At 59.4% G+C, this 23,323-nt stretch carries 23 protein-coding genes and 1 tRNA gene; 15 read left to right on the forward strand and 9 right to left on the reverse strand.

Annotation, left to right across the window (positions count from 1 at the left end; all coding sequences use genetic code 11):
• Positions 1-196: 196 nt before the first annotated feature.
• Entirely contained in the window at positions 197-436 is a 240-nt protein-coding gene (locus PB2503_RS03195; RefSeq protein WP_013299780.1) for a helix-turn-helix domain-containing protein, read from the reverse strand.
• Positions 437-534: 98 nt separating this feature from the next.
• Between PB2503_RS03195 and PB2503_RS03200 the strand changes: the two genes are divergently transcribed.
• Positions 535-819: a hypothetical protein gene (locus PB2503_RS03200; RefSeq protein WP_013299781.1), complete on the forward strand. Its 285-nt coding sequence runs from the start codon at positions 535-537 to the stop codon at positions 817-819.
• Between the two features lie 3 nt (positions 820-822).
• Here PB2503_RS03200 and PB2503_RS03205 read toward each other — a convergent pair whose 3' ends face one another.
• From PB2503_RS03205 to PB2503_RS03220, 3 genes are all read right to left on the reverse strand, one after another.
• The gene (locus PB2503_RS03205; RefSeq protein WP_013299782.1) at positions 823-2,550 is read right to left on the reverse strand and encodes a ParB/RepB/Spo0J family partition protein; all 1,728 of its coding nucleotides are present in this window, start codon (positions 2,548-2,550) and stop codon (positions 823-825) included.
• A 38-nt stretch (positions 2,551-2,588) separates the two neighbouring features.
• Entirely contained in the window at positions 2,589-3,068 is a 480-nt protein-coding gene (locus tag PB2503_RS03210) for a hypothetical protein (RefSeq protein ID WP_013299783.1), read from the reverse strand.
• A gap of 206 nt (positions 3,069-3,274) precedes the next feature.
• Positions 3,275-3,853: an antirestriction protein ArdA gene (locus tag PB2503_RS03220; protein ID WP_013299785.1), complete on the reverse strand. Its 579-nt coding sequence runs from the start codon at positions 3,851-3,853 to the stop codon at positions 3,275-3,277.
• Positions 3,854-4,274: 421 nt separating this feature from the next.
• Between PB2503_RS03220 and PB2503_RS03225 the strand changes: the two genes are divergently transcribed.
• Positions 4,275-5,111, forward strand: coding sequence for a pPIWI-associating nuclease domain-containing protein (locus PB2503_RS03225; RefSeq protein WP_148235179.1), 837 nt, complete (start codon positions 4,275-4,277; stop codon positions 5,109-5,111).
• 234 nt (positions 5,112-5,345) lie between these two features.
• Here the strand turns inward: PB2503_RS03225 and PB2503_RS03230 are convergent, their stop codons facing one another.
• Both PB2503_RS03230 and PB2503_RS14505 read right to left on the reverse strand, forming a co-directional pair.
• Positions 5,346-5,912: a DUF1993 domain-containing protein gene (locus PB2503_RS03230; protein ID WP_013299789.1), complete on the reverse strand. Its 567-nt coding sequence runs from the start codon at positions 5,910-5,912 to the stop codon at positions 5,346-5,348.
• 172 nt (positions 5,913-6,084) lie between these two features.
• On the reverse strand, positions 6,085-6,534 hold the full coding sequence (locus PB2503_RS14505; RefSeq protein ID WP_148235180.1) for a hypothetical protein: 450 nt from the start codon (positions 6,532-6,534) through the stop codon (positions 6,085-6,087).
• A 374-nt stretch (positions 6,535-6,908) separates the two neighbouring features.
• Between PB2503_RS14505 and PB2503_RS03235 the strand changes: the two genes are divergently transcribed.
• The 5 genes from PB2503_RS03235 to PB2503_RS03255 all read left to right on the forward strand — a co-directional run bounded on the left by PB2503_RS03235 (position 6,909) and on the right by PB2503_RS03255 (position 13,920).
• Complete coding sequence (locus tag PB2503_RS03235; RefSeq protein WP_041535214.1) at positions 6,909-7,370, forward strand: RrF2 family transcriptional regulator; 462 nt, start codon at positions 6,909-6,911, stop codon at positions 7,368-7,370.
• A 75-nt stretch (positions 7,371-7,445) separates the two neighbouring features.
• Positions 7,446-9,179: an SLC13 family permease gene (locus PB2503_RS03240; RefSeq protein ID WP_013299792.1), complete on the forward strand. Its 1,734-nt coding sequence runs from the start codon at positions 7,446-7,448 to the stop codon at positions 9,177-9,179.
• 141 nt (positions 9,180-9,320) lie between these two features.
• Positions 9,321-9,512, forward strand: coding sequence for a YezD family protein (locus PB2503_RS03245; protein WP_013299793.1), 192 nt, complete (start codon positions 9,321-9,323; stop codon positions 9,510-9,512).
• 74 nt (positions 9,513-9,586) lie between these two features.
• On the forward strand, positions 9,587-11,938 hold the full coding sequence (locus tag PB2503_RS03250) for a TonB-dependent receptor (RefSeq protein ID WP_013299794.1): 2,352 nt from the start codon (positions 9,587-9,589) through the stop codon (positions 11,936-11,938).
• A gap of 161 nt (positions 11,939-12,099) precedes the next feature.
• On the forward strand, positions 12,100-13,920 hold the full coding sequence (locus tag PB2503_RS03255; protein WP_174558023.1) for an SLC13 family permease: 1,821 nt from the start codon (positions 12,100-12,102) through the stop codon (positions 13,918-13,920).
• A 102-nt stretch (positions 13,921-14,022) separates the two neighbouring features.
• On the opposite strand, the gene PB2503_RS03260 is transcribed toward PB2503_RS03255, so the two are convergent.
• The gene (locus tag PB2503_RS03260) at positions 14,023-15,420 is read right to left on the reverse strand and encodes an integrase (protein ID WP_013299796.1); all 1,398 of its coding nucleotides are present in this window, start codon (positions 15,418-15,420) and stop codon (positions 14,023-14,025) included.
• A gap of 125 nt (positions 15,421-15,545) precedes the next feature.
• A tRNA-Gly gene (locus tag PB2503_RS03265) sits at positions 15,546-15,620 on the reverse strand.
• 198 nt (positions 15,621-15,818) lie between these two features.
• Between PB2503_RS03265 and PB2503_RS03270 the strand changes: the two genes are divergently transcribed.
• The 7 genes from PB2503_RS03270 to fabB all read left to right on the forward strand — a co-directional run bounded on the left by PB2503_RS03270 (position 15,819) and on the right by fabB (position 20,873).
• Complete coding sequence (locus PB2503_RS03270; protein ID WP_013299797.1) at positions 15,819-16,325, forward strand: prolyl-tRNA synthetase associated domain-containing protein; 507 nt, start codon at positions 15,819-15,821, stop codon at positions 16,323-16,325.
• A gap of 51 nt (positions 16,326-16,376) precedes the next feature.
• Positions 16,377-17,318, forward strand: a complete 942-nt coding sequence (locus PB2503_RS03275; protein ID WP_013299798.1) for a tetratricopeptide repeat protein — start codon at positions 16,377-16,379, stop codon at positions 17,316-17,318.
• Positions 17,319-17,373: 55 nt separating this feature from the next.
• Positions 17,374-18,033: an LON peptidase substrate-binding domain-containing protein gene (locus PB2503_RS03280; protein WP_013299799.1), complete on the forward strand. Its 660-nt coding sequence runs from the start codon at positions 17,374-17,376 to the stop codon at positions 18,031-18,033.
• Entirely contained in the window at positions 18,030-18,221 is a 192-nt protein-coding gene (locus PB2503_RS03285; RefSeq protein WP_013299800.1) for a Trm112 family protein, read from the forward strand. The genes PB2503_RS03280 and PB2503_RS03285 overlap by 4 nt, the downstream gene beginning before the upstream one ends.
• An 87-nt stretch (positions 18,222-18,308) precedes the next feature.
• On the forward strand, positions 18,309-18,848 hold the full coding sequence (locus PB2503_RS03290; protein ID WP_013299801.1) for an SH3 domain-containing protein: 540 nt from the start codon (positions 18,309-18,311) through the stop codon (positions 18,846-18,848).
• 174 nt (positions 18,849-19,022) lie between these two features.
• Positions 19,023-19,571 carry a bifunctional 3-hydroxydecanoyl-ACP dehydratase/trans-2-decenoyl-ACP isomerase gene (fabA, locus tag PB2503_RS03295; RefSeq protein WP_013299802.1) on the forward strand — a complete coding sequence of 183 codons (549 nt, stop codon included), beginning with the start codon at positions 19,023-19,025 and terminating at the stop codon, positions 19,569-19,571.
• 81 nt (positions 19,572-19,652) lie between these two features.
• A complete protein-coding gene (fabB, locus tag PB2503_RS03300; protein ID WP_013299803.1) occupies positions 19,653-20,873 on the forward strand; it encodes a beta-ketoacyl-ACP synthase I in 1,221 nt (406 codons plus the stop codon).
• A 153-nt stretch (positions 20,874-21,026) separates the two neighbouring features.
• Here fabB and PB2503_RS03305 read toward each other — a convergent pair whose 3' ends face one another.
• Positions 21,027-22,217 carry an FAD-dependent oxidoreductase gene (locus PB2503_RS03305; RefSeq protein ID WP_202944406.1) on the reverse strand — a complete coding sequence of 397 codons (1,191 nt, stop codon included), beginning with the start codon at positions 22,215-22,217 and terminating at the stop codon, positions 21,027-21,029.
• 146 nt (positions 22,218-22,363) lie between these two features.
• Between PB2503_RS03305 and PB2503_RS03310 the strand changes: the two genes are divergently transcribed.
• Positions 22,364-23,185, forward strand: a complete 822-nt coding sequence (locus PB2503_RS03310; protein ID WP_013299805.1) for an enoyl-ACP reductase FabI — start codon at positions 22,364-22,366, stop codon at positions 23,183-23,185.
• The last annotated feature ends 138 nt before the right edge of the window (positions 23,186-23,323 follow it).

The raw sequence follows: 23,323 nt of genomic DNA on the forward strand, positions 1-23,323 counted from the left end.
AGGGCCGGCGGCGTTTCGGCCCATGGGTCAGGGCTCGCTCAGGGGAAGTGGCCGAGACGCGGCGCCTGCGCTATGAGAGATGGTGATGGCGCAAGCGACTGGATGCAGGCTCAACCCGTTTCGGCGACGCAAGACGCGCCCGCCGAGTTGCCGAGACCAGTCCGTGATGCTGGTTCCCGAAGAGGCGAGACCGGGCTCAATTCGCCGATCCGTGCTCCACGCCAGTCCAATCGGGATCGACAAGGTCGCGCAGGGATACGCCCAGCACTTCGGCGATGTCTGCGAGCATGTCGATGGAAACCGAGGTCTCGCTGCGCTCGATCATGCCGATATAGTTGCCGGACGAGTCAGCGCGCGCGCCGACTTCGTCCTGGCTGAGGCCCAGTTCGGCGCGTCTTTTCCTGACATTCCGTGCGACTATATCCCTTGCGTTCATCCGCCCCAAGTGGACAAGGGGCGCGATTCTTCGCTACCAAATATATTTGGGATTCGTCATTCGCGGCTGACGGCGGGCATTTGAGAAAGGCGTTTGAAGTGAAGCATCCGGTAGATATCGAACGCCTGCGCATTTTCATGACCCAATCAGGATTTGTCGCGCTTGATTGCGAGAATTTGTCCGCTGAGGAGAATGCGCGCCTGTTCGGTGATGATGGCGTGTGCGAGCCGGTAGCCCTTCACGCATTGGTCAGGGAATTGCTTGCAGTGCAGGCCGCCGCATCCGGCGAAGCGGATGCGGCGGCTATGTCGCGACTCGCTGATAGTCTTCAGTGCTGCCTCGATGACGTAGGCGCCGCACTGGCGAGCCAGCGCGGCGCTTGATCGTTACGCTACCGCTTTCTTCCCTTCTGAAATCGCCGAGCGCGCCTTTTCCGCCGCCGCGACAGGCGGACAGCCATTTGCGGCGAGATAGGCTGTGGGAACGTCCGTCATCCAGCGGGGGCGCCAGTCGGGCGAGGCTTTGCATCTTTTGCCATCGATGCGGTTACGGAGGATCTGCTTTTGCGCCTTGCCGGTTTCCGTGAGGCAGGCTTTCGCCGCTGCTTCACCTGCGATGTCGGCGACCATCGCATTGATGACGCGCTTGTCTCGCAACAGGTCGAAGAAGGCTTCGTCCGGAGTCCAGAGCGCCGCGAGGTCGGGTTCGATGGTCTGCGCCAAAGCTTCGACCATTGGCGATCCTGCTTCCAGACTTTCGGCCATTGCGAGGGCTAGTATTCGGAGCACATCGCTGTCGCTCATTTCCAGCAGCCGTGCGAACACCTTGGCGGTCGTCCAGCCATCGCCGCTCTGTCGCACGATCCCGCGCTCGGGATTTTCAAAGCCCAGCATGGCGCAGACATGGGCGGCTTCTTCCCGTACTAGGCGTTCGCCCTCGCTGTCGGCGAGGCTGTCGGCTGTCGCCTGCTTGCGGGTTCGCTGCGGGTCGGCGTCGATGCGCCAGAGCGCCGAGCCGATCAGCAGATGGGCGACGGCGATACGGAGTGCGACGCCCGGATGACCGGGCAAGCGCGCCCGGATCGCGGCGTGGCGGTGAAGGGTGACATATTCCCCCAAGGGGCCGGACATTTCCGGTTTTTCAGGCGCCGCTGCGTCCTTCTCCCCTTTCGTCGCCCCTTCAAGCCGCTGCGCTTCTTTCTGGCTGACATAGCCTTCATGGAATGCCACGGTCCCGTCATGGCGGGTTTCGACATAGATGCATCCGCCTTTGGTCTTGGGACGTTTCACATACTCCCATGAAGACCAGAACGCGCCGCGTTCCAGAATCTCGACCGCTCGCCAACCCGCCGCCTTATAGGCGTCGATCCGTTCGGCGATGGCCGCGTTCTGACAGGACCAAAACAGGTCTGGGTCGGCGAAGATGGCGCTGTCGCCGAACAGGTCGGTCAGGATATGCCCGTCATAGGCTGCAAGATCGAACAGCGCTGCCTTGGTGAAAATGCGCGCGCCGCCCGTCAGCCATGCTTTAAGGCGCTCGCCGCGCGGGGCGTGTTCGTTCGGATCAGCGACGAGTTTCAGCCAGCTTTCCTGCTGGTCCGGTGTGGCGAGGGTCAGCGCCCGCAACGTGCCCGCATCGACTTCATCGTCTTCATAGAGCCGCTTGATGTCCGGCAAGAGGTTCGCCAACGCCAGCACGCGGCGCACTTTAAGTTCCGTGATGCCGAAGGTCGCGGCGATGTCTTCAGCGGACTTTCCCGCCTGAACGAGCCGGGCGAAGGCGTCATATTGCTGGAATTCGCCGGGCGGCAACCGGGCGATGTTTTCCAGAAGCGAGTCTTCAATCGCCTCGGCGTCGTCTCCCGGCCCAAGAACGCCGCACGGCGCAGTGAGGGATTTTCCTGTTTCCTTCGCAACCTGTTTGAGGGCGAACAGGCGACGGCGACCGGCGACAACGCCGTAGTGCTGGCCTTCCTTGCGAACAAGCAGCGCCTGGCGGACGCCGCGTTCGCGGATCGATGGCAGGATGTCCGAAATATCGGGCTTCCTGCGCTCATGCCGCATATTCAGCTTGCTGACCTTTAGTTGCTCGACAGGGATATGTTGGAGTTTCATGAGATTGAGTCCTTGATGGGTTGGGGTTGGGAATTTCGTCAGCAGGTGGCGGTGTCTTGATTGCAAAGGGTGGCGCAAAGTCGCGCCTGCTCGGCCCGCGCGGCGTCGAGCGCTTCGGCCAGAAGTTCGTTTGCAGTTTCGGTCAGATAGGAATTGTCTGTATCGGGATAATTCGCCTCGACGCCCCAGAGGCTGGCGGCGTGGTCAAGCAAGTGTATCTTAGCGAAACTCACTGACAGGACGACGCCGCAGTAGAACCAGTCGTCCTTGCGCCACGCCTCCATAATGTGTTCCGCGCGCGCTTGGGCGTCATCGAAGCGTTGACGAAAGTTCTTTCCGGGTCCGATAAAGCCGGGCGCGTCCTTGTAGAGCGAGGGCCAGAAACCGTCCTGGCGCTCGTCCGGCGCGTCGGGGCAGTCATCGCGGACGATGCGCGCGGTGACGTGATACCCATCTTTCTCGCAGTGGATCGCATCGCCTTCGCACACGAAGCCGCCAAAGGTTTCGGTGAAGGTCATGGCACCCTCCGCAGGTCAAAGCCTTCGCGGGCGCAAATCTGCGTCAGGGCGCGGGTTTCGTCCGGGTTTAGATCATCGCCTATCTGGCGGTAGATCGAGCCAAGGCGAAACCCTTTGCGTGAACGGACCACATGCGCCCATCTGTAAGGGCCTTTGCCGTCCTCTCTTGGTTTGGCTTGAAAGCGGGCCATCGTTCTCGCCCCCTCTCAACGCGACCAGAAGACGTGGATTTCTTCAAATCCCGTCTCAATGGTGAAGACATCGCCCGACAGTTCCATGTCGCGGCCCATCGCCTCCCAATCGATATAATATTCGTAGCGTTTCGGAATGACGGGGCCGCATTCCAGATTCAAATCCTCGGCGAAGTGGGCGAGGCTCTTATGTTCGCCCGCATAGTCCTCGAAGGCGGCGCGCGCGGCCTCCAGAGCGTTGCCAAAATGGCTGTAGAGTTCCGCGCCTAACCGGCCATGCTCGCCGATAAACTCAGCCAGCGCCACAACGGTTTCAAAGCTGGAATATTCTTCAAGGCTCGCACCCTCGAAGCCTTCATAGTCGTGAATCGCCCATTCCTCCGCATTCGGAATAGGTGAAGCCGCCAGCATGGCGCGTGTCTCATCCCAGATATGGGCTTCACCGCTGGCGGCGTCGATCCAGCGCCCGTGCAGAATGCCGTTATTGTAAGCCGCGAGGCAGGCCACATAGATGCGGCAATCATCCCGCTGGGGTGTTTCGCAGCTTCGCCCGGCAGGTGTTCCAAGGGGTGCGGTGTTCGCAGGTGTGGTCATGGCGTCAGCCTCCTTCTCCGCCCTGTCACACATTTCCCCGGAAGGCGGGGGTGTTCGGCGAGAGGCCGTCACGCGCCGGGCACAAGGGAGCGGGCGCAAGGGCGTTGGTAGGAGAATAAAAACGACCTGGACGGATCAAGATCCAAGGCCCTTGCGGTCGGGACCGCCCGGCGCCATACGCGCCGACCGCCCACCCCCGTCTTCAGGGGAAACACCAAAAAAAAGCCGGGGCGCGTCCCGCGCCCCGTCCGCTGGTTAAAACGATCCAGATGCGCCAGCGATCAACGCCCGAAGGGTGGAGACGCCCATTCAGGCGGCTCCATTCACGCGAGCGCGGTCCGGCGCAGCCGGAGGCGCCCAGGTCGAGTCCCAAGAAAAGTAACCAGGATATTAACCTCGTGCGGTCATGATGATTCTCATCATGGATGAGGAAAGACGCCGACACCTCGAACAGGAGCTACCGGACGGGTTTTCACGAGACCTGTTGGACGGAGCGCTTCGCGTTCTGGCCGATCAGGACAATCCGATGCGGGCGCATTTGTTCGCGGTCGGGCTGAGGGAGCTGTTCACGTATCTCCTGCACAACGCCGCGCCGGACGATGAGGTCCGAGCCTGCGACTGGTTCCGACAGGCGCCGGACACGCCAGGCGTCACGCGACGCCAACGCGCTGTCTATGCAAGTCAGGGAGGACTGTCGGATGAATATGTAGCGAACCTCGGCGTCGATGTCGCGGACTTGCACAGACAGGCCATCACCGCCATCGATGCGCTGAACCGGGCAACCCATGTTCGCCCCGGCCGTGTTCTGGCGGACGCCGAAGAAATCGTGGCCTTTGTCGAAGCCGCGGTGAGCGCGCTGGAAGGATTGCTGGAGGCGTTCAAGACCTGCCGGGAGACAGTGAAGGAGGTCCTTGAGAGCGAAGTTTACAATCAGATGATGGCGGCCTTCGTCGAACGGACCTTCGGCGATATCGACCTCGTCGCTTCTCATGGTTACGAGGTCGATCCTTTCATCGCCATCGACTCGATTGACATTGCGGGCATCACAGCCAGTGAAATCCTCATTGTCGTGGTCGGCGAGGCCCCGGTGACGCTCCATTATGGTCGGGGGGATGACGCGACAGAAATCGCCCACGACTTTCCCTTTACAATGCAGTTGACCGCGCCAACCGATGCGCCTGGCGACGTCGCCTTCTCCGACTGCGAGATCGATGACAGCGGTTGGTATGGGGATGGCGACGACGATGACGACGAATAAAGCCGCACGCCAGACGTCCTTGCTGGCGATGAAGCAGGACATCATTCGCGAGCTGTTCGTGAAGACGGCCAGAGAAAACGCCAGGTGATGGCCATCCGCTATTATGACGAGTTCGCCCGCGTGGAGGGCACCTGGTACTTTGCGAACCGCACACTGATAATTGACTGGAGCGAGATCGAAGTCTCTGCCGCCTGAGGCTTATATCAAAGGGAGGATTAGGGTTCCTGCAGGGAGCTAAGCGGGCTTGCTCCGTAGCGTTCCTTCGTAATCGCCCTTTCCGATTGGCATGCCCTGCGCGCGCAGGATGTTGTAGGCGGTCACGACGTGAAAATAGAAATTCGGGAGCGAGTAAGTAAGGAGATAGGTTTCAGGCGTGAAAGCCAAACGCTGCGGCCCCCATTTCGAAGTCGACGCGTTTGCCGGGTCAAGCGGTCGAAAGACGTCAATTTCTAGATCCTTGCCTGACCAGCTATTGACCTCATCAGGAGTGAGCGCCTCCAGATCGGCAATTGCCTGACGAACAATCGCCTGCAAGTCACTGAAAGGCATGGGTCCCACCAAGGGCGGTGGCGTGAACGCACCGGTCTTAACGGTTTTGAGCCCCCAGACGGAGTGATTCTTCAGCGCCTCAATCTGAAAATGGAAGGGCGCCATGTCATCGAAGAGGCGGACTTCAACAAAATCGTCAGGGTTGGCACCAGCTTCTCCGCAATACTGAACAGCCCGGTCAAGCACATTTCCGATGGCCCTGGACGTTTGCAGGAACGTCGGGACACTGAGATCATAAAGCGATATCGTCATTGGATATTCCATTTGAATACGCCGCTACAGACGGTGATCAATTGGGGCAAATGCGAGTGCCGGTAGGTGTACTAAAAAAACAGGGCGTAGTCTGCCATGGCATTGGTGGCGTAACGATTGGCTGTTGTATTGGCGTAAGAAACTATAGCAGCGAAAGGTTGTGAGGCGGGTTCTAAACTCCCGACACCAAACGGCACTCGTCGGCAAACTGCTCAAATTCAAGAACAACAGCTCCTATCATTTCCAGACGAGAGACTGCGCTGCGCGGTGCGGCATCAAGGCCATGGCAGACCACAAACGTGTCGTATCCGGTTTCGAGCGCCAGTGAAGCCAATCCAGTGGCGAACGCTGAAAGATCATCAATAACTATCACCAACTGGCGTTGTTGAAGCCGGCTAAGAATGGAAACAACATCAGAGGTTTGCCAGGGAGGGTGTTGAAGTTGGACGACGACCTGACTTTCAAGTGAAGGAGCCAATTCCGCTAAACCTCGGAGATCTAATTGAGCCTTCTCGTCGGAAGAATTTGAGGCAACCCGAACGAGGAAGGCATCAGACAAATCGATCCAGCTTCGCGGAGGCGGCAATTCTGAAGAATGAGGGGATGGATCGTTTTGAGACATGAGAATCTCGTTTCGTGCGCTTCAACAAGATGCCCAACATCTTACGCCACATCATCGCTACGCTTGTTTTCACCGTGCTGGTGTGAATTAGTCTATTACTCTATCGAAATAGTCGTGAAAGTCAATATCAAGGTGTGAGTTTTGCATCGCTAGGTTGCCTTTTGCCGAACATTTGGGAGTCCTAAAACGCGGGCGGAAAAGCGCCGGTGTGGAACCGCATTCAGAATTCCTATCCAGTTACGCTACCAAACCTATAGACTTTCTTCCAAAAATCCTGGATAGATCATGTTGGAAAATAGCAAAGCAGGCGCGTGTCGAGCACGGATTCCAAAGACGAAGCGCTGACGGTGGAACATTACAAGCGGAAGCAGCCGATGATCTCCCAAAAAGCAAAGTATGCCCTTCGGGCGATGGTGCTGCTGGCGCGTGCGCATGCTGAAGACGAAGCTTTGATCATCGCCGATATTTCCGAACGCCAGAACATCCCGAAAAAATTCCTCGAACAGATCCTTCTCGATCTGAAACGCCATGGGCTTCTTGACAGTCGCCGAGGAAAGAACGGCGGCTATATGCTGTTGCGCCCGGCCGATCAGATCACATTCGGCGAGGTGTTGCGCATCATCGAGGGGCCCATCGCCCCCCTGCCTTGTTTGAGCAAGATGGCGTATCGCAAATGCGAGGATTGCGATGGAGAAAAATCTTGCGAGATTCGGCGCGTGTTTGCGGAAGTCGCCGATGCGACGCGCGCGGTGCTCGATAAAACAACGATAGCCGACGCCATCGCTGACGAACGTCTTGCGCCCGCAAACCTGCGCGGCAAAGCGCGACGGCGCTGACGAACGCTCGGTCCGTGACGCGACGGTTTCGATACAGCGGAGCGAAAAAGGCGACACTCGGAAACGAGGGCCGCGATGACGGTTGATCAACTCTGGATCATACTTATCCTCGCGGGCGCAATGGCGGCCTTCGCGCTTAATCGTTGGCGAACCGAAGTTGTAGCGGTCGCCGCACTTTCCGCCGCCGTGCTGGCCGGGCTAGTCAACTTTTCGTCCGTATTCGCTGGTTTCTCGAACTCAGCGGTTATCACCGTCGTCGAAATCCTGATGCTGACGCAATTGCTTGCGCGGTCGGGGCTTGTCGACCGCGTCGCGCGGCCAATCCTGTCGCGCCTGGCATCAGAACGCCAGTTGATCCTCTTTCTCGCGTGCGGGGGCGCCGGCCTGTCGGTCTTCATGAATAACATTGGCGCGCTCGCAATCATGCTGCCTCTCGCCTATGCAGGCTGCCGTCGGCTCGGTGTTGCTCCGCAGACAGTGCTAATGCCGCTTTCTTTCGCGACCCTGCTTGGCGGTATGTGCTCGTTGATTGGGACGCCCGCGAATCTTGTCGTCAGCGGCGCGAGAGAGGAAAACCTTGGGGCTCCCATGGGGTTTTTCGTCTTCGCAGTCGTCGGCCTTCCGGCGGTATTGGCGGGCCTCTTGTGGCTCGGCTTATTCCATGGCGAACGAGGCGCGCGCGGGAGCGGAGGCGGCGAACACCCAAGGGAAGAAGACGAAGCGGTAGAACGCATCGTGTTTGAATGGCCTGTGTCAAAGGATGCAGCCTGGGTGGGCAAATCTCTTGAAGAGATTGAACGAGAAGAGAGCATCGAGATCCTCAATGTTGTGCGCAGAGAGGAATTCGTTTTCGCCCGCAGGGACGACATCCGGTTACAGGCAGGCGATATCATCGTTCTGGCGGCGCCGCATCGCCTGTTCGATCGTCTGTGGAAGGGCGATGAAAATTCAGTCGGCGATCATCGTGCCTGGCCGATAAGGGAGGCGGTCGTCACACCGTCGAGCGTCGTGCTTGGAAGCACTGTCGGCTCAATCGCGCCATTTGATACCCATAGTGTCGAAGTGATCGGCGTTCGCGGCGCCAATCTGAGAGTCGATGGCCGGTTTGCTGATATCAAGATTTCTATCGGTGACGTGCTTCTTCTCCAGGGCGACGATGACGCATTCGCCGGCGCGCTTGAGCAAGCCGGATGTCTGGCGCTCGCTGGCCGATCCGATACGCCGCCAGGGCGGATCACACCGTTCGCGGCAATTGCGCTCGGCTGCGGAATTCTCCTTTCCGCGACTCAGATAACGCCGCCTGAAATCGCTTTCGGTTTGTCCCTCGCCGGGATGGCTATCGCCGGCGCGGCGTCGTTACCCGAGCTGTTGAGGCGGATAGACTGGCGTGTGGTGATCATGCTCGCAGCGTTAATCCCGCTTGCCCATGCCTTCGAGACGACGGGCGCGGCCGCCGCCATGGCGGGGCCGATCCTGCAACTTGCGCTGTCAGACAAAGTCATGTTGGCGCTAGCGCTGTGGGCTGTCGCCACGCTGATTACGCCCTTTCTCAACAATGTCGCGACCGCCGCCATCCTGGCGCCAATCGCCCTTGCGGCCGCAGAAGCGTCAAATGCTTCACCAGATATGCTCCTGTTGGCCGTGGCGGCGGGCGCGTCGACCGATTTTCTGACGCCTTTCGGTCATCACAACAATACAGTCGTGATGGGGGCTGCGGGCTATGAATTGAGGGACTTCTTGAGGCGCGGAGCCCCCCTGACAGTCATTACTGGCGTGGTGACGGTTCTTTCGCTGGCGATTTTTTACTGATTCCGCGACGTCCGAAGCGTTCTGAGAAGCAAGGTGATTGACAAAGACGACTAAATCGATAGAGATAATGGATATGTGGCGATGGATCGAAAGGTTCGCGCCGGAACCAGACCCTCACGCATCTCTCGAAGGGACAGGAACATGACGGACCGACGGAAGACTTTGACAGACGAGCGATGTTCAACCGAAACACCTAACCCTGCGCCGAACCAGAACGTGATCGAGCGCATTTCGGCAGCGCTCGATTGCCTCGAATATGGCGCGGTGACCGTTACCGTTCACGCCTCAAAAGTCGTTCAGATCGACGTTACTGAACGCCTACGTTTCACCTGACCACCCGAAATTTCAATCAATAAGCCGACCGGACAACCGGAGGCGTTGCGATCCCAATACTCAAGGAGGGACTTATGATCGCGCGTTTCCTATTATCCGTCAGCATTCTTCCTATTGTGGCCGGCGCCGCCGCCGCCCAAACGATAGAGAATGACGAATTCAAATCCGAGACCGGACCGGCCGTCCAAGACGTTGTTCTGGTGACCGCCAGGCGCGTAGAGGAAGATATCCAGAGCGTCCCAATACCTGTCACCGCTTTGGCGGGCGAGTTTGTGACGAACTCTGGCGCGTCAAATATCGGCGGGATCGACCTGCTCGTCCCTTCGGTCCAGTTCTACACGACCAATCCGCGCAACTCCGCCGTCAACATCAGGGGGATCGGCGCGCCGTTCGGTTTGACGAATGACGGCATCGAGCAAGGCGTCGGTCTTTATGTGGACGGCGTCTATTTCGCCCGCCCAGCGTCAGCCACGCTGGATTTTCTCGACGTTGAACAGATCGAAGTTCTTCGAGGCCCTCAAGGGACGCTCTATGGCAAGAACACCACCGCCGGAGCGATCAACGTCACCACCCGCAAGCCACAGTTTGAGCCGAACGCGCGTGTAGAGCTCAGCTATGGTAATTACGGATACTTGCAGGCTCGGGGCGCCTTGACCGGTCCGTTGACGGATACCATCGCCGCCAGCATCGCATTTTCCGGAACGCAACGCGATGGCGTCCTCTACAACACCGCAACGCAGGACGATCTCAACGACATCAACAATATCGGCGTGCGTGGCGCGATCCTGTTTGCACCGAGTGATTCCCTGTCCATCACCTTGTCCGGCGATGTAACCAGGCAGCGTCCTGAAGGGTATGCGCAGGTCTTCGCTGGCGTCATTCCCACACTCCGGCCGGAGGCCCGACAATATGCGGCCCAGGCCGCCTATTTCGACTACGCGCCACCCAGTCTCGATCCCTTCGATCGCGTCACGGATCTCGATTCTCCGCACAGGTCCTATCAAGACCTTGGCGGAGCATCGCTCACAGTGGATTGGGAAACGGCAATCGGAGACTTCACCTCGATCACCGCATGGCGATATTGGGATTGGGGACCTTCGAACGACCGGGACTTTTTGGGCTTGCCGATCGTCACTGTTTCTCAGAACCCGTCGAAACAATTTCAATGGTCCCAGGAATTTCGCCTTGCAGGGGACATCACGGATAGCCTGGATTTCGTGGTCGGCGCTTTTGCGTTCAATCAGGTGGTCAAAACTTATGGCCAGCAAGAAAACGGGGCGGCCGCTTTCCGGTTTCTGCTGAATCCCTCAACGCCCGGTTACGATACGCCGGGTCTGCTCGACGGTTATGGGTTCACGTCCGACATTCGGTCGGAACATTCGAGCGCCGCCCTGTTCGGACAGATCGAATGGCATGCGACGGACAGGTTGAGAATCATCCCTGGACTGAGGCTGAACTATGATGAGAAGGACGGGCACTATCGGACAACCCTTTATGGCGGGCTTGATACAAGCGATGATCCAGCGCTCAGGGCGCTTCAGCGCGGCGTTCTATCCGCACAGGATTACGCCTCATCCGGGGACGATACGAATGTGTCGGGGCAATTGACCGTGGCATATGCCGTTGCCGACAACATCAACGCCTATGCGACCTATGCGACGGCTTTCAAGACGTTCGGCCTTAACAACAATGGTCTGCCCACAAGTGATGGTCAGCCATTGGTGGAACTCGCGACGATTGAACCGGAGGATGTCCGGCATATCGAAATCGGCTTGAAAACCCAGCCATTTCCGGGCGTCACCGCCAATCTCACGGCTTATGAGACTACTATAAATGACTATCAGGTGAATGTGGTGAACGGGCAGTCGGGCGTGTTGCGAGGCTACCTCGCCAACGCAGAGGAAGTCCGCGTCAGGGGTGTTGAATTTGACGCGAATGCACGCCTTGCGGATTGGCTTTCGCTTTACGGTTCGCTGGCGTGGGCTGATGGCGAATTCGTTTCCTTTGAGAACGCGCCGCCGCCGCTCGAACAGGCGGGCGGATCGATCGCTGTGGTCGATGCGTCCGGCACACGTTTGCCCGGTTTATCGGAGTGGACCATCTCTGTCGGCGGAGAACTCAGCCAGCGCGGCGACCTGCTCGGCCGCTCCGGTGAATTCTATCTGGCGGCCGACGCCTATTACAGATCAGAATTCTCTTCCTCACCGACGGAGTCCGCCTACCTCAATGTGGATGGGTACACGTTGCTCAACCCGCGCGTCGGCTTCAGGGGCGATGACGGCTGGGAAGTATTCGCGTGGAGCCGCAACGCGCTCGAGACCGAGTATTTCGAGTCGCTTGCGGCAGGCCAGTCAAGCTCCGGCTACTACGCCGGCGCTTTAGGCGATCCGAGAACCTGGGGCGTGACGATACGCGGCGAGTTCTAGTTCGTTATCGGCGCCGGGAAGCGCAGCATATGTCGCTACGCTTCCCGGTCTGGCTGATCCCAATGAATCAAATTGACAAAAACGACTAATCCTGTCGAGAATATGGGGTTATGGGGAGTTCCGACATCCGGGCGCTTCCAACGATTGGGAGGCGCGGCCTGATGGATAGTCTCGCAACACATTCAGCGATGGAAATTGGTTTCGTCCTGTTTCTGGTCGTCATCGTATTTTTCGGTTTTGTCCGCGAACGGTTTCCTGCTGACATCGTGGCGCTTCTGGCAATGGGCGCCCTCCTTCTCACTGGCATCTTGTCGACGAAAGAGGTGCTGGCGATCTTTTCAAACTCGGCGCCGATCACCATTGCGGCGATGTTTGTTTTGTCGGCGGCGCTGGAGCGAACCGGCGTCATTGACGAGGGCGGGCGACTGGTCGCACGCCTTGCAAAGAACGCATCACCGATGATCGCGATTATCGCGATGATGGCGGGCGTCATAATTTTGTCGGCCTTCATCAATAACACGCCGGTTGTCGTCATCCTCATTCCGGTGGCGATAAGTCTTGCGAAGTCAATTGGCGTCGCGCCGTCGAAATTGCTCATTCCGTTGTCGTTCGCCTCGATCTTCGGCGGCACGATGACGCTGATCGGGACTTCGACAAATATCCTGGTGGACGGCGTCGCGCAGTCGGGCGACCTCGCCCCGTTCGGCATGTTCGAGATTACAGGCGCCGGAGCGTGTCTCGCGCTTGCGGGCGCAGCCTATGTTGCACTTGTCGGACGGTTTCTACTTCCGGAGCGGGAGACGCTGGCGGCTATCCTGCCAGACATCAAGAATCGCCGCTTTCTGGCGGAAATCTTTATCCCGATCGACTCACCGCTTGTCGGAAAATCGATAAGGGAAACCGGCTTTTCCGCTGAGAAAGGCTTCTCGGTTATTGATGTGTTCCGGTCCGGACAGTCTCTTCGTTCGCGTCTTGATGAATTGGCTCTGGAAGGCGGAGACCGCATAGTCTTGCGTTCGCCAGTTTCGGAGATGTTGACCTTGCGAGAGGCGGGCAGCGTCGCCGTTGGCGCCGAGGCCAATACGCGACCGAGCTTTGAGCCCGTGCGCACCAGCGAGACGGTGCTCATGGAGGGCGTAATCGGCGCACAATCCCGTCTTGTCGGGCGGCCCCTCACCGGAGGCGGTCTCGCACGCCTCTACGGGGTCTATGTGCTCGCGATCCATAGGCGCGGAGAAAACATTGGACTCCAACGTGACAAAATCCGGTTTGATGTTGGCGACACAGTGCTTCTCGAAGGACCGCCCAAAGGAATGCGCCAGCTTTTCGATGAAGGCGACTTCAACAATCTGACCGAGACGTCTGAACGCGCAATCAAGCGCGGCCAGGCGCCGATCGCCATTGCAGCCGTTCTGCTTGTGATGGGGCTCGCCGCTTTTGAAATCCTACCGATCGCCGCGCTGGCCATTATTGCTGCGACTATTGTCGTTGCGGTTGGATGTCTCGATCACCAGGAAGCCTATAAGGCAATACACTGGGACATATTGATGTTGATCTTCGGCATGCTGGCGCTCGGCCTCGCCATGGAAAAGACCGGAGCGGCGGCGCTGATCGTCAACAATCTCGCCAGTTTGGTTGGCGGCCTCGGACCGGTCGCCATTCTCGCCGCGCTTTATCTCTTCACATCAGTCATGACTGAAATCATCAGCAACAATGCGGCCGCCATCCTGCTCACCCCTATCGCCATCGGTCTCGGCCATCAGCTCGGTATCGATCCGCGACCGTTTGTTGTCGCGGTCATGTTTGCGGCGAGCGCCAGTTTTGCAACACCGATCGGCTATCAGACCAATACGCTCGTCTACACCGCAGGAGGATATCGGTTCACCGATTTCCTGAAGATCGGCTTGCCCCTGAACATCGTCATGCTGGTCGTCGCCGTACTGGTCATTCCGATTTTCTGGCCGTTAACGGCACTTAACTAAGCTCCCGGTCGACCCAGGCATCAACGGTCATCAGAAAAACGCTGCTCTGCTCTTGAACTTGTAAAATCTTTTCTGAATTAGCGTGTCCAGGCCCAAAGTGCGCTATTTGGAACGGATAGATTCTTTCAATCGATCCGAGACGGGATGAGCGATCTTCAATATTTGGTCGCGTCGATACGCCATCGAGCCGCCATCGCCATAGGCAGGGCGCGAGTTGCGATGGCCCATAATCATGCAGCGAAAACCATAGTCGAGTTCTGCTTCCTGCATTCGCTTTTCGAATGAATGTCTGAAGGAATAGACTTTATGATCCGGGGTCGGAAACATGTTCCGGGACTTCATCGCCGTCATCAGATTCGCCGACAAAAGATCCGGCTTGTCACGATAATGGGGGAAGCCGTTTGGCGCTTGCCGCATGGCTTCAAGGGATACGCCAACCAACGGAATTTGACGGATGGACGACGCTGTCTTGATCTCCCGATCGCTCTTTGGCCGGATGGAAATGTACGGCGCATCGCCATCGAGATTGATGTCCTCGGCGAGGAGGTTGGCGATTTCACCAGGCCGACATCCCGTTTCGATCAGGGCGTAAAGGATCAAATCGGCGTCGCCCCGTAAGCCCTTGAGGGCACCGGGAACCAGGATTTTTTCTCGCACCCACTGATCTTCAAAGGGCGGCACGTCTGCGGATTTTTTGTCTTTGAATGAGAGGTTTCGGAACGGATTCGGCCTGTCTTCCTCCCCGATATATTTGAAATATTCGCCGTAGAGTTTGCGCATATTGCCAAGATCGCGGTTGGCGGTCTTGGTGCTAAGCGCCTTTTTTCCCGGCTTCGGGACGACGCGATCTTTCCACCAATTGTAGTATTGCTGCGCGTCCTGCCGCGTGATTTCCCGCATGGATTTGTCGCCAACCACGTCGATGAAATACTGGACGCCGCGGTTCTTGGTCTTCTTCCACGCCGCCTTTTGGGCCTCGGATTTGCCGATCAATTCGTCTGCGGCGATTTCGTCACAATAGAGTTCAAACGCGGAGCTGACCGTTGCAGGCGGTGATGAAACCGTACCCAAAAGCGCCTCGGCTTCGGCCTCTTCCGACTGGCTTGGCGCACCCTTATCGGCGCTTTTGATGACTTTAATTCGGTCGAGAATATCACCGAGATCAGGCGTCTCGGCGAGCTGATCGATGGGTGTGTAGACGAAGCCGCGCGCCAACGCCCGGACGGCTGCAGCGTTGTAGCGTCTCTCGGCGACCTGCCGCTTTCTGGCTTGCGCTTCGCCCGTTTCCGTCTCGCCATCCATCCCGGCGAGAGACGCCCAGAACAGGTTGTCGGACTCTTCCATCGCGTCGCGCCGCAACCGTGCGATCTCGATCGATTTCGTGCGAAGCGAACACTCCACGACGCCACGATCATCGATGCTCTCATAGCGCTTCGGGACGCGGCGTTGATAGTGCCAGTACGCGCGCTTGCGCTTGAGATGACGGTTATCCTGATCCACGGCCCAATCGCTTTGTAGGAACAATAGTAGGGAAATTTGTAGGGAGAAATTGGGCAAACGTCAAGCGACGGGCTTGCGCCCACGCTTTATCGTGCTGATTCAATTGATGTTTTTGAGAAAGTGTTTGGAGCGGGCGATGCGATTCGAACGCACGACCCTCACCTTGGCAAGGTGATGCTCTACCCCTGAGCTACGCCCGCTCATGCCGCCCCGGGTGCCGGGCGACGGCGAGTTCGCCTTATGACGAAAGGGCCGATGGGGTGCAAGCGAATTTTCTCCTCTCCCCCCTCGCCTCAGGGCGGTTGGCTCTCGTGCGCGGCTCCGCTCAAACGGCCCCCCCATCTTTTGTGAGGCGTTGGGCTTTGATGGCCCCCACCGGTTTGGCGTAGGGGCAGAGAATGCCCCCCTCGCCCCAGACCGATCCCGCCGTGCAATGGCTAACGTCCCAAGCCTATGCGGTGGAATGGGTGGAGCATGCGGCGACCCCACGGGTGGCGAATGCCCTCGCCCAAGGGCGAGCGCCTGGCCCTGGGCATTCAAAGAGCCTGCTTTTGACCGATAAATCAGGGGCGCTCATCCTCGTCACCGTTCCCGCCATGGTCCGGGCCAATTTGCGGGGACTCAGCGAGGCGCTCGGGACGGGCCGGTTGAGCTTTGCCGCCCCCGACACCATGGAGCAAAGCCTTGGCGTCAGCCCGGGCAGTCTCACCCCCCTGGCCCTCATCAATGACGATGAGCGGCGTATAGACAGGGTCGTTTTGGCGACAGAATTGATCTCATCCCCGACGATTTGGTGCCATCCTTTGCGAAATACCGCGTCGGTTGGCCTCTCCCCTGAGGCGCTGATCGCCTTTGTGACGGCGTTCAGCCGCCAGCCGCCCCTTTCGCTGCCCGTCACCACCTGACTTGCGGGGAGCGACCGGATCGCCCATCTGCGGTGCGCAGAGGAGGCCCCTATGACCGACCCCATCGCCCCGGCGGCACAAAATAATGCCCTGATTAAGGATGCAACCATCGAGACATTTCAGGCGGACGTCCTCCAGGCCTCGATGTCCGTGCCTGTGGTCGTCGATTTTTGGGCGAGCTGGTGCGGCCCCTGTCGCCAATTGGGGCCGTTGCTTGAGGCGCAGATCACGGCGCGCGGCGGCAAAATCCTCATGGTCAAGGTGGACACGGACCAGAACCAACTGCTGGCCCAGCAATTACGTATCCAATCCCTCCCCACCGTCATGGCATTTGTCGGCGGCCAGCCGGTGGACGGCTTCCAGGGGGCGTTGCCGGATAGCCAAATCGGGCAATTCCTCGACCGCGTGGAACAGATCGCCGCCCAGGCAGGCCTCGGCGGCGGTCAGGGGGAAACGGACCCAGAGGCGATGCTCGACGACGCAGAAGCCCTCCTCGATCAAGGCGATGTCGCCACCGCCATGCAGATCTTCGCCGGCGTTGCGGATGCGACCGAAGCGGGGAGTGATGCGCAAGCTCGCGCCCTCGCGGGCCTTGCCCGCTGCGCCCTATCGGCGGGCAATAAAGACCAAGCCTCAGACATGTTGAAGGCTATTCCGGAGGAGAAACAATCCCTCCCCGCGGTTTCGCGGGCCCAAGCCCTGCTGGAGCTGGGCGGCAATGCGCCCGATAGCGCAGCGCTTACGGCCGCCCGCGACCGGGCACAGCAATCCCCCGAGGATCCAGCCGCCCTATTCGCTCTCGGAGAGGCAGAAATCGATAATGGATCGGTGGACGCGGGGATGGACGCGCTACTTAAGTCTATAGCGCTGGACAAAGACTGGGATGAGGGCGCGGCGCGGCAAAAGTTATTGAAATTGTTCGATGCTTTGCCTCCGACCCATCCATCGGTGAAAACCGGGCGACGGCGATTGTCGTCCCTCCTCTTTGCCTGATTCGGCGCCCGCCCCGTTATTCGCGAGGCGGCCACCATGGATCGAAGGGCTCATTATGCCAAAGCGATATGAAGGGCGGTTGCCCGAAACGATCGCCTTATTTCCTCTCCGCAGCGCGGTGCTGCTGCCGCGGGCCCGATTGCCTCTCAATATTTTCGAGCCGCGCTATTTGGCGATGACGGATTACGCCCTCGGTCATCAGCGCTTGGTCGGGATGATCAGGCCCCGGTTCGACGATGACGTCTCGCCGCCCCTTTATTCGGTGGGATGCGCGGGACGTATTATCTCGTTCTCGGAGACAGGCGATGGCCGCTATCTCATCGAATTAACCGGGGTCAGCCGGTTTCGCTTGATTGAGGACGCCCAAGACGACCGCGGCTTTCGCAAAGGGGTGGTCGACTGGCAGCCCTTCGTGGCCGATCGCCACGATCCACAAGAAGAGGATCCTGCCCTCAGGGAGCGCGTGCTGGAACTGCTCGTGCGATTTCTCGACGGGGTCGGCCTCAGCGCCGATTGGGATACGATCGAGGGCGCGTCGGCGGAAACCATCGTGAATTCGGTGTCGATGACCTGCCCCTTTGAGCCTGATGAAAAGCAGGCTTTGCTGGAAGCAGAAGGATTGCGACAACGGGCCGAGACTCTCATCGCGCTGATGGAAATGGCGGTGGCCGACACACCGCAGAAAGAATCAGGACACGGAGGACAATTACAATGACGACTGTCGATGCCCCAGACCCGAAACTCTTGACCCTCTTAGTGTGTCCCGTCAGCCGCGGACCACTGTCCTATGACAAGGAAATGGGGGAGCTCGTCTCGGCAAAGGCGCGTCTTGCCTATCCAATCCGCAACGGCATCCCGATCATGCTGGAGGCGGAGGCCCGCCGCCTAGACGATCCGGCCTGACGCCGCGCCGATGCTCTAATCCCCCCTTTTACAATGGCTTAACGCTCGGCGGCTTAACCTCTCATTCAGCAAGATGGAGAGGTCCTGATGAAGCCCATTTCGTTTCTTCAATTCTGCCTTCCCGTCGTTGTGGGATGCGCCGCGATAAGTTTCGGTCTGCCGCAAGCAAGCGAAGCCGCCTCAGCCTCGACGCCCGCCTTCACGACGTCGACCACCAGCGCCTCGGGACTGCCGATCCCCCGTTTTGTGGGACTACGGAAGGATAGGGTGCGGGCGAGATTTGGGCCGTCCTTCGATTACCCCGTGTCCTACGAATTCTCTATGAAGGGGCTCCCGCTCAAGGTGATCGGTGAAGATCGCGACAATATCTGGCGCCGGGTCGAAGACCGCGATGGCCAGCGCATGTGGATCCATCGTTCCATGCTCAGCGCCAATTCCCATGCCGTGGTGCAAGCCCCCGAGGCGATCTTGAGGACGGGACCGGGGGCGACGAATGCGGCCCGCGCCCGGTTGGCGAACGGGGTCTTCCTCAAGCTTGAGACCTGCGAAGCGGGCTGGTGCCGCGTCCATGCGGGGGAATATCGCGGCTGGCTACCGGCGACCAGCCTGTGGGGCGCGGACAGCTAAGCCGCCGGTCCCCACCTCGAGCCAGGCCTTGGACAAGATCCGGACAGCCTCGACGCTGTCCGGTCTATTTTTTTTTGCGTCAATGGGCCGCCGACGCAGGCCCCCGTTGCATTGACCATTTCCGATATCCGCCGTTACAAGGTGCGCTATTAATTAAGGGCAGACCCACATTTCATGAGCGAAACGACCCCGACGTCCGAACGGCGACACTCCTACGATAAGGAAGCCTTGATCGAGTGCGGCATGCACGGTCTGCGCGGTCCGGGAACGGCCCAATTGCCTGTCCCCCCGATGCTGATGTTCGACCGGATCCTCTCGATCACTGAGGATGGCGGCAAGCATGGTAAAGGCCAGGTCATCGCCGAGCTCGATATCACCCCTGACCTCTGGTTCTTTGAATGCCATTTCCCGGGCGACCCCGTCATGCCCGGGTGCCTCGGCCTCGATGCCCTGTGGCAGCTTGTGGGCTTCTTCCTGACCTGGGGGGGCAGCCCAGGTCACGGGCGGGCCCTGGGGGCGGGGCAGATCAAATTTTCCGGTCAGGTCCAACCCTCTGTCAGCCTGGTTCGCTACGAGATCGATATACGTCGCGCAATGCGCGGTCGTCTCATCCTCGGAATCGCAGACGGGGTGATGTTTGCGGATGACGTGCCTATCTACAAGGCATCGGATTTGCGGGTTGGCCTGTTTAGTCAGGACCAATTGTCGGCAACCGGCCTTTAGGCTTTCCGTTGTCAACGCCTCGAGGCTTTCGGGGCGATCATAGCACGCCACTTGGCCGTTTTCGGCCCCGAAAGGACTATTATGCGTCGAGTTGTCGTCACGGGCGTCGGGATTGTTTCTTCGATTGGCAGCACTGTGAGCGAGGTGCTGGACTCACTCCGCAACGGAAAATCGGGCCTCAGCTTTGCGCCGGAAATGGCGGAGCACGGGTTTAAAAGCCAGGTTCATGGCCGCCCCCAGATTGATGTGAACGACCTTCTTGGACGGAAAACCCGTCGCTTCATGGGCGAAGGGGCTGCGTGGAACTATATCGCCATGCGCGATGCCATCGAGGATTCAGGCCTTCGCCCCGAAGAGGTCAGCCACGAGATGACGGGGATCGTGATGGGGTCCGGTGGCCCTTCAACAAAAACGATCGTTTCGGCAGCGAACACGACTCTGGAAACAGGCAGCCCCCGGAAGATCGGTCCCTTTGCGGTCCCCAGCGCCATGAGCTCGACCAATTCGGCGACGCTCGCCGTCCCCTTCGAGATCAAGGGCCTCAACTATTCAATCAGCTCGGCCTGCGCCACCAGCGTTCATTGCGTCGGGCACGCCTATGAGCAGGTTGCGATGGGCAAGCAGGACGTTGTCTTTGCCGGCGGGGGCGAGGATCTCGACTGGACCCTGTCCAACATGTTCGACGCCATGGGCGCCATGTCGAGCAAGTTCAACGACGTGCCGGAAATGGCCTCCCGCGCCTATGATGCGGCCCGCGATGGGTTCGTGATCGCCGGTGGCGCGGCGACCCTGGTGGTGGAGGCGCTGGACCGCGCCCTCGCCCGCGGCGCCAAAATTTGGGGTGAGATCACCGGCTACGCCGCAAATTCCGACGGCGTCGATATGGTCATGCCCTCCGGTGAGGGGGCAAGCCGCTGTATCGCCAAGGCCATTTCGACGGTGAAACAACGCATCGGCTATATCAATACCCATGGCACCGCCACCAAGATCGGGGACAGTCGCGAGGTCGGCGCGATCAAGGACGTGTTCGGCGACGACATTCCCCCTTTCGGATCCACAAAATCCCTGACCGGCCATTCCCTCGGCGCCGTCGGCGCGCAGGAATTGATCTACGGCCTCATCATGATGAAAAATCGATTCCTGGCCGCCTCAGCGGCGATCGAAACTCTCGATCCAGAGTTTGAGGGTCTGCCGATCCTTCGCGAACGTCAGGACAATGTCGATTTGCGCGCGTTCTTATCCAATAGCTTTGGCTTTGGCGGCACCAATGCGTGCCTCGCGATTGAGCGCTTCGACGGCTAGAGCCGATTGAGTTCGATAGGAGCCGCGAAACGCCCCTAGGCCGTTGCTTTCGCGGCTTTTCTTGACGCGAAACGGTTCCCCGTTCGCCCTATAAGGCGCGCGCCGAGGACACCACCGCCATCGCAGGGGCGCGGGCGCCCCTTCGATGGGAGCCTATCCCCGCCAATTCTCGAACAGCGGGGCGATGGTGGCAATCGCGCGGTCGAATTCCTCCCGGTCCGGGGCCTCATTGTCGATTTGATAGCCCCACGCCTCGGTGTCCCCATGCACCTGCAAGATGACCCCGTCCCGCCGTGACAGCACACCCACGCCATTATAGTAGGCCCCGTAGAGCGCATTGGGTTGCGGGGCGAGCCAGCCAATTTGCCCCCTTACCGGTATCAGACTGTCATCCCCCCACAATTGTCGCGCGCCATACCCCGTGCAATTGACAATAGTCGTTTCGTCGAGGGCCAGGACGTCATCCGGCGAGCCGAAATCGGCCCGCTCGATCCTCCCCCCAAAGGCGAGGTAATCCGCGAGCAATCGCCGGGAATACTCCGACACATTGAAGGTCATACTGATCCGCCGCCGGGCCCGCACCACGGGAAAGGAATGAGCCGACCGGGGCAGATCCTCCGCCGGGGGGGTCATATCGTCGAGGCGATCGTCGTAATCGGCGAAATGCGGCCCCGCTCCACTATGGCTCTGCGGCGTCGGCTCGGCGCTGTCGGAGAGGTAGTACCGGTAGCTGAACTCCACGGGATGGCCAGTCATCCCGACATAGTACTGGTGCGTGGCAAAGGATTTGCGCGCCAGGCGCTCCCACATGGCGGGGAAATCCGGGCCCGTCTCCCCCTTCAATGCGATCCGGCTGTCCGGCGACCATGTCCCGGTGGCCCGGGCCGACCGTGTCTCCGCCGGGAATTCTTTTGCGTAAATGGTCGTTGGGATGCCGAGCTTTGCGAGATAGGTCGCCGTCGTCAGACCGATGGCGCCTGCGCCAACGACCGCCACCCGAGAAGGCCGCTCCTCCATCACCAATTTGGTGGCCTCATGCGCTGACCCCCAGGCCAGTGACCACCCCGATCCGCCATGGCCATAATTATGGATGACCGTCGTCTCGCCAAAGCGCTGCGCCTCTAGCCGCGGACCTGCCGCCCGAAAGGGCCGGGTGCATACCGTGATCCGCATCCGCCGATGGGGGGCCACGATGAGAGGCTGGGTGGCACCGCCCCGCCCGAGGAGGGCTGACTGTTGAGCGCCCGGCGCCGTCGTACAGGCGGCCATACCGAGACTTGCCCCCCCCGCCATCAAAAGGTTGCGACGGGAAATAGCGGCGGCGGGAGGATTTTGAGCACTCATGACCAAACCATACCGCAACGCAACGAAAGCTCAATTACGATCTTACCGCGCCGGTCGAAGCGAGGGGGGCCGGCCTCTCGCCCCTTTTCCTCCTCTTCGCCGACGCCTAGGGAGAGAGAGGTGGCACCAACAAAAAGGACTTACCCATGGCATCTATGGACCAGTTTCCAAGCGGGACCCTCCTTGAGGGCAAACGCGGTCTCATCATGGGGGTCGCCAACAAGAACTCGATCGCCTGGGCCATCGCCCAGCAATTGAAGGCACAAGGGGCTGAGCTGTGCTTTTCCTATATCGAAGCCATGGAGTCGCGGGTTCGCCCTCTGGCCGATGAGATCGGCGTCGACTTCCTCGTGCCCTGTGACGTCACCCAGGACGACTCGATGGCCGCCTGTTTTGGTGCCATCGAAGAGAAATGGGGAAAGATGGATTTTCTCGTCCACTCCATCGCTTTTTCCGACAAGGAAGAATTGAAGGGCTCCTTTGTCGAGAACACGACGCGGGAAAATTTCAAACAGAGCCTCGATATCTCCGCCTTCAGTTTCGTCGATGCGGCCAAGCGGGCCTCGAAATTGATGCCTGACGGCGGCTCAATGATTACGCTCACTTATCTCGGCTCCGAAAGGGTTATTCCCTCCTATAATGTTATGGGGGTTGCCAAGGCGGCGCTTGAGGCGGCGACCCGCTATATTGCGCGGGATTTGGGTCCCCAGGGGATCCGGGTGAACGCCATCTCCGCTGGGGCCATTAAGACGCTGTCTCTGGGCGGCATTTCAGGCGGCCGGTCACTGATCGCCGAAGGTCGGACCTGGGCACCGCTGAGGGAGGACACCGACCCCATCGGTGTTGCGGGCGCGGCTCTCTATCTGCTCTCGGATCTCGGCAAAAGCTGCACCGGAGAGGTGCACCATGTCGATGCCGGCTTCCACATTGTGGGCATGCCCGACCCCGAGGCGCTCAAAGGCGACTAAGCCCCCTTGGGCGGGCCTCGGTCACGCGCTGCCCGACAGCGGCGCGCGGCGGCCAGGCCCTAAATGTTGCAAGAATAGCACACTCATCATCCACCTGCGACCGACCTCTTTTTTCTCTCCCATTTCGCGGAACGGCGA

The sequence above is a fragment of the Parvularcula bermudensis HTCC2503 genome (assembly GCF_000152825.2).
In the GTDB taxonomy this organism is placed as follows: domain Bacteria; phylum Pseudomonadota; class Alphaproteobacteria; order Caulobacterales; family Parvularculaceae; genus Parvularcula; species Parvularcula bermudensis.

What these genes read in the sequence shown, in the direction of transcription:
- PB2503_RS03225 (WP_148235179.1), top strand. Translation starts at nt 4,275, where the DNA reads ATGGATGAGGAAAGACGCCGACACCTCGAACAGGAGCTACCGGACGGG.
- PB2503_RS03235 (WP_041535214.1), top strand. Translation starts at nt 6,909, where the DNA reads ATGATCTCCCAAAAAGCAAAGTATGCCCTTCGGGCGATGGTGCTGCTG.
- PB2503_RS03205 (WP_013299782.1), bottom strand. Translation starts at nt 2,550, where the DNA reads ATGAAACTCCAACATATCCCTGTCGAGCAACTAAAGGTCAGCAAGCTG.
- PB2503_RS03285 (WP_013299800.1), top strand. Translation starts at nt 18,030, where the DNA reads ATGACGACTGTCGATGCCCCAGACCCGAAACTCTTGACCCTCTTAGTG.
- PB2503_RS03240 (WP_013299792.1), top strand. Translation starts at nt 7,446, where the DNA reads ATGACGGTTGATCAACTCTGGATCATACTTATCCTCGCGGGCGCAATG.
- PB2503_RS14505 (WP_148235180.1), bottom strand. Translation starts at nt 6,534, where the DNA reads ATGTCTCAAAACGATCCATCCCCTCATTCTTCAGAATTGCCGCCTCCG.
- PB2503_RS03210 (WP_013299783.1), bottom strand. Translation starts at nt 3,068, where the DNA reads ATGACCTTCACCGAAACCTTTGGCGGCTTCGTGTGCGAAGGCGATGCG.
- PB2503_RS03220 (WP_013299785.1), bottom strand. Translation starts at nt 3,853, where the DNA reads ATGACCACACCTGCGAACACCGCACCCCTTGGAACACCTGCCGGGCGA.
- PB2503_RS03255 (WP_174558023.1), top strand. Translation starts at nt 12,100, where the DNA reads ATGGATAGTCTCGCAACACATTCAGCGATGGAAATTGGTTTCGTCCTG.
- PB2503_RS03195 (WP_013299780.1), bottom strand. Translation starts at nt 436, where the DNA reads ATGAACGCAAGGGATATAGTCGCACGGAATGTCAGGAAAAGACGCGCC.
- PB2503_RS03310 (WP_013299805.1), top strand. Translation starts at nt 22,364, where the DNA reads ATGGCATCTATGGACCAGTTTCCAAGCGGGACCCTCCTTGAGGGCAAA.
- PB2503_RS03275 (WP_013299798.1), top strand. Translation starts at nt 16,377, where the DNA reads ATGACCGACCCCATCGCCCCGGCGGCACAAAATAATGCCCTGATTAAG.
- PB2503_RS03305 (WP_202944406.1), bottom strand. Translation starts at nt 22,217, where the DNA reads ATGAGTGCTCAAAATCCTCCCGCCGCCGCTATTTCCCGTCGCAACCTT.
- fabA (WP_013299802.1), top strand. Translation starts at nt 19,023, where the DNA reads ATGAGCGAAACGACCCCGACGTCCGAACGGCGACACTCCTACGATAAG.
- PB2503_RS03280 (WP_013299799.1), top strand. Translation starts at nt 17,374, where the DNA reads ATGCCAAAGCGATATGAAGGGCGGTTGCCCGAAACGATCGCCTTATTT.
- fabB (WP_013299803.1), top strand. Translation starts at nt 19,653, where the DNA reads ATGCGTCGAGTTGTCGTCACGGGCGTCGGGATTGTTTCTTCGATTGGC.
- PB2503_RS03290 (WP_013299801.1), top strand. Translation starts at nt 18,309, where the DNA reads ATGAAGCCCATTTCGTTTCTTCAATTCTGCCTTCCCGTCGTTGTGGGA.
- PB2503_RS03245 (WP_013299793.1), top strand. Translation starts at nt 9,321, where the DNA reads ATGACGGACCGACGGAAGACTTTGACAGACGAGCGATGTTCAACCGAA.
- PB2503_RS03230 (WP_013299789.1), bottom strand. Translation starts at nt 5,912, where the DNA reads ATGACGATATCGCTTTATGATCTCAGTGTCCCGACGTTCCTGCAAACG.
- PB2503_RS03270 (WP_013299797.1), top strand. Translation starts at nt 15,819, where the DNA reads ATGCCCCCCTCGCCCCAGACCGATCCCGCCGTGCAATGGCTAACGTCC.
- PB2503_RS03250 (WP_013299794.1), top strand. Translation starts at nt 9,587, where the DNA reads ATGATCGCGCGTTTCCTATTATCCGTCAGCATTCTTCCTATTGTGGCC.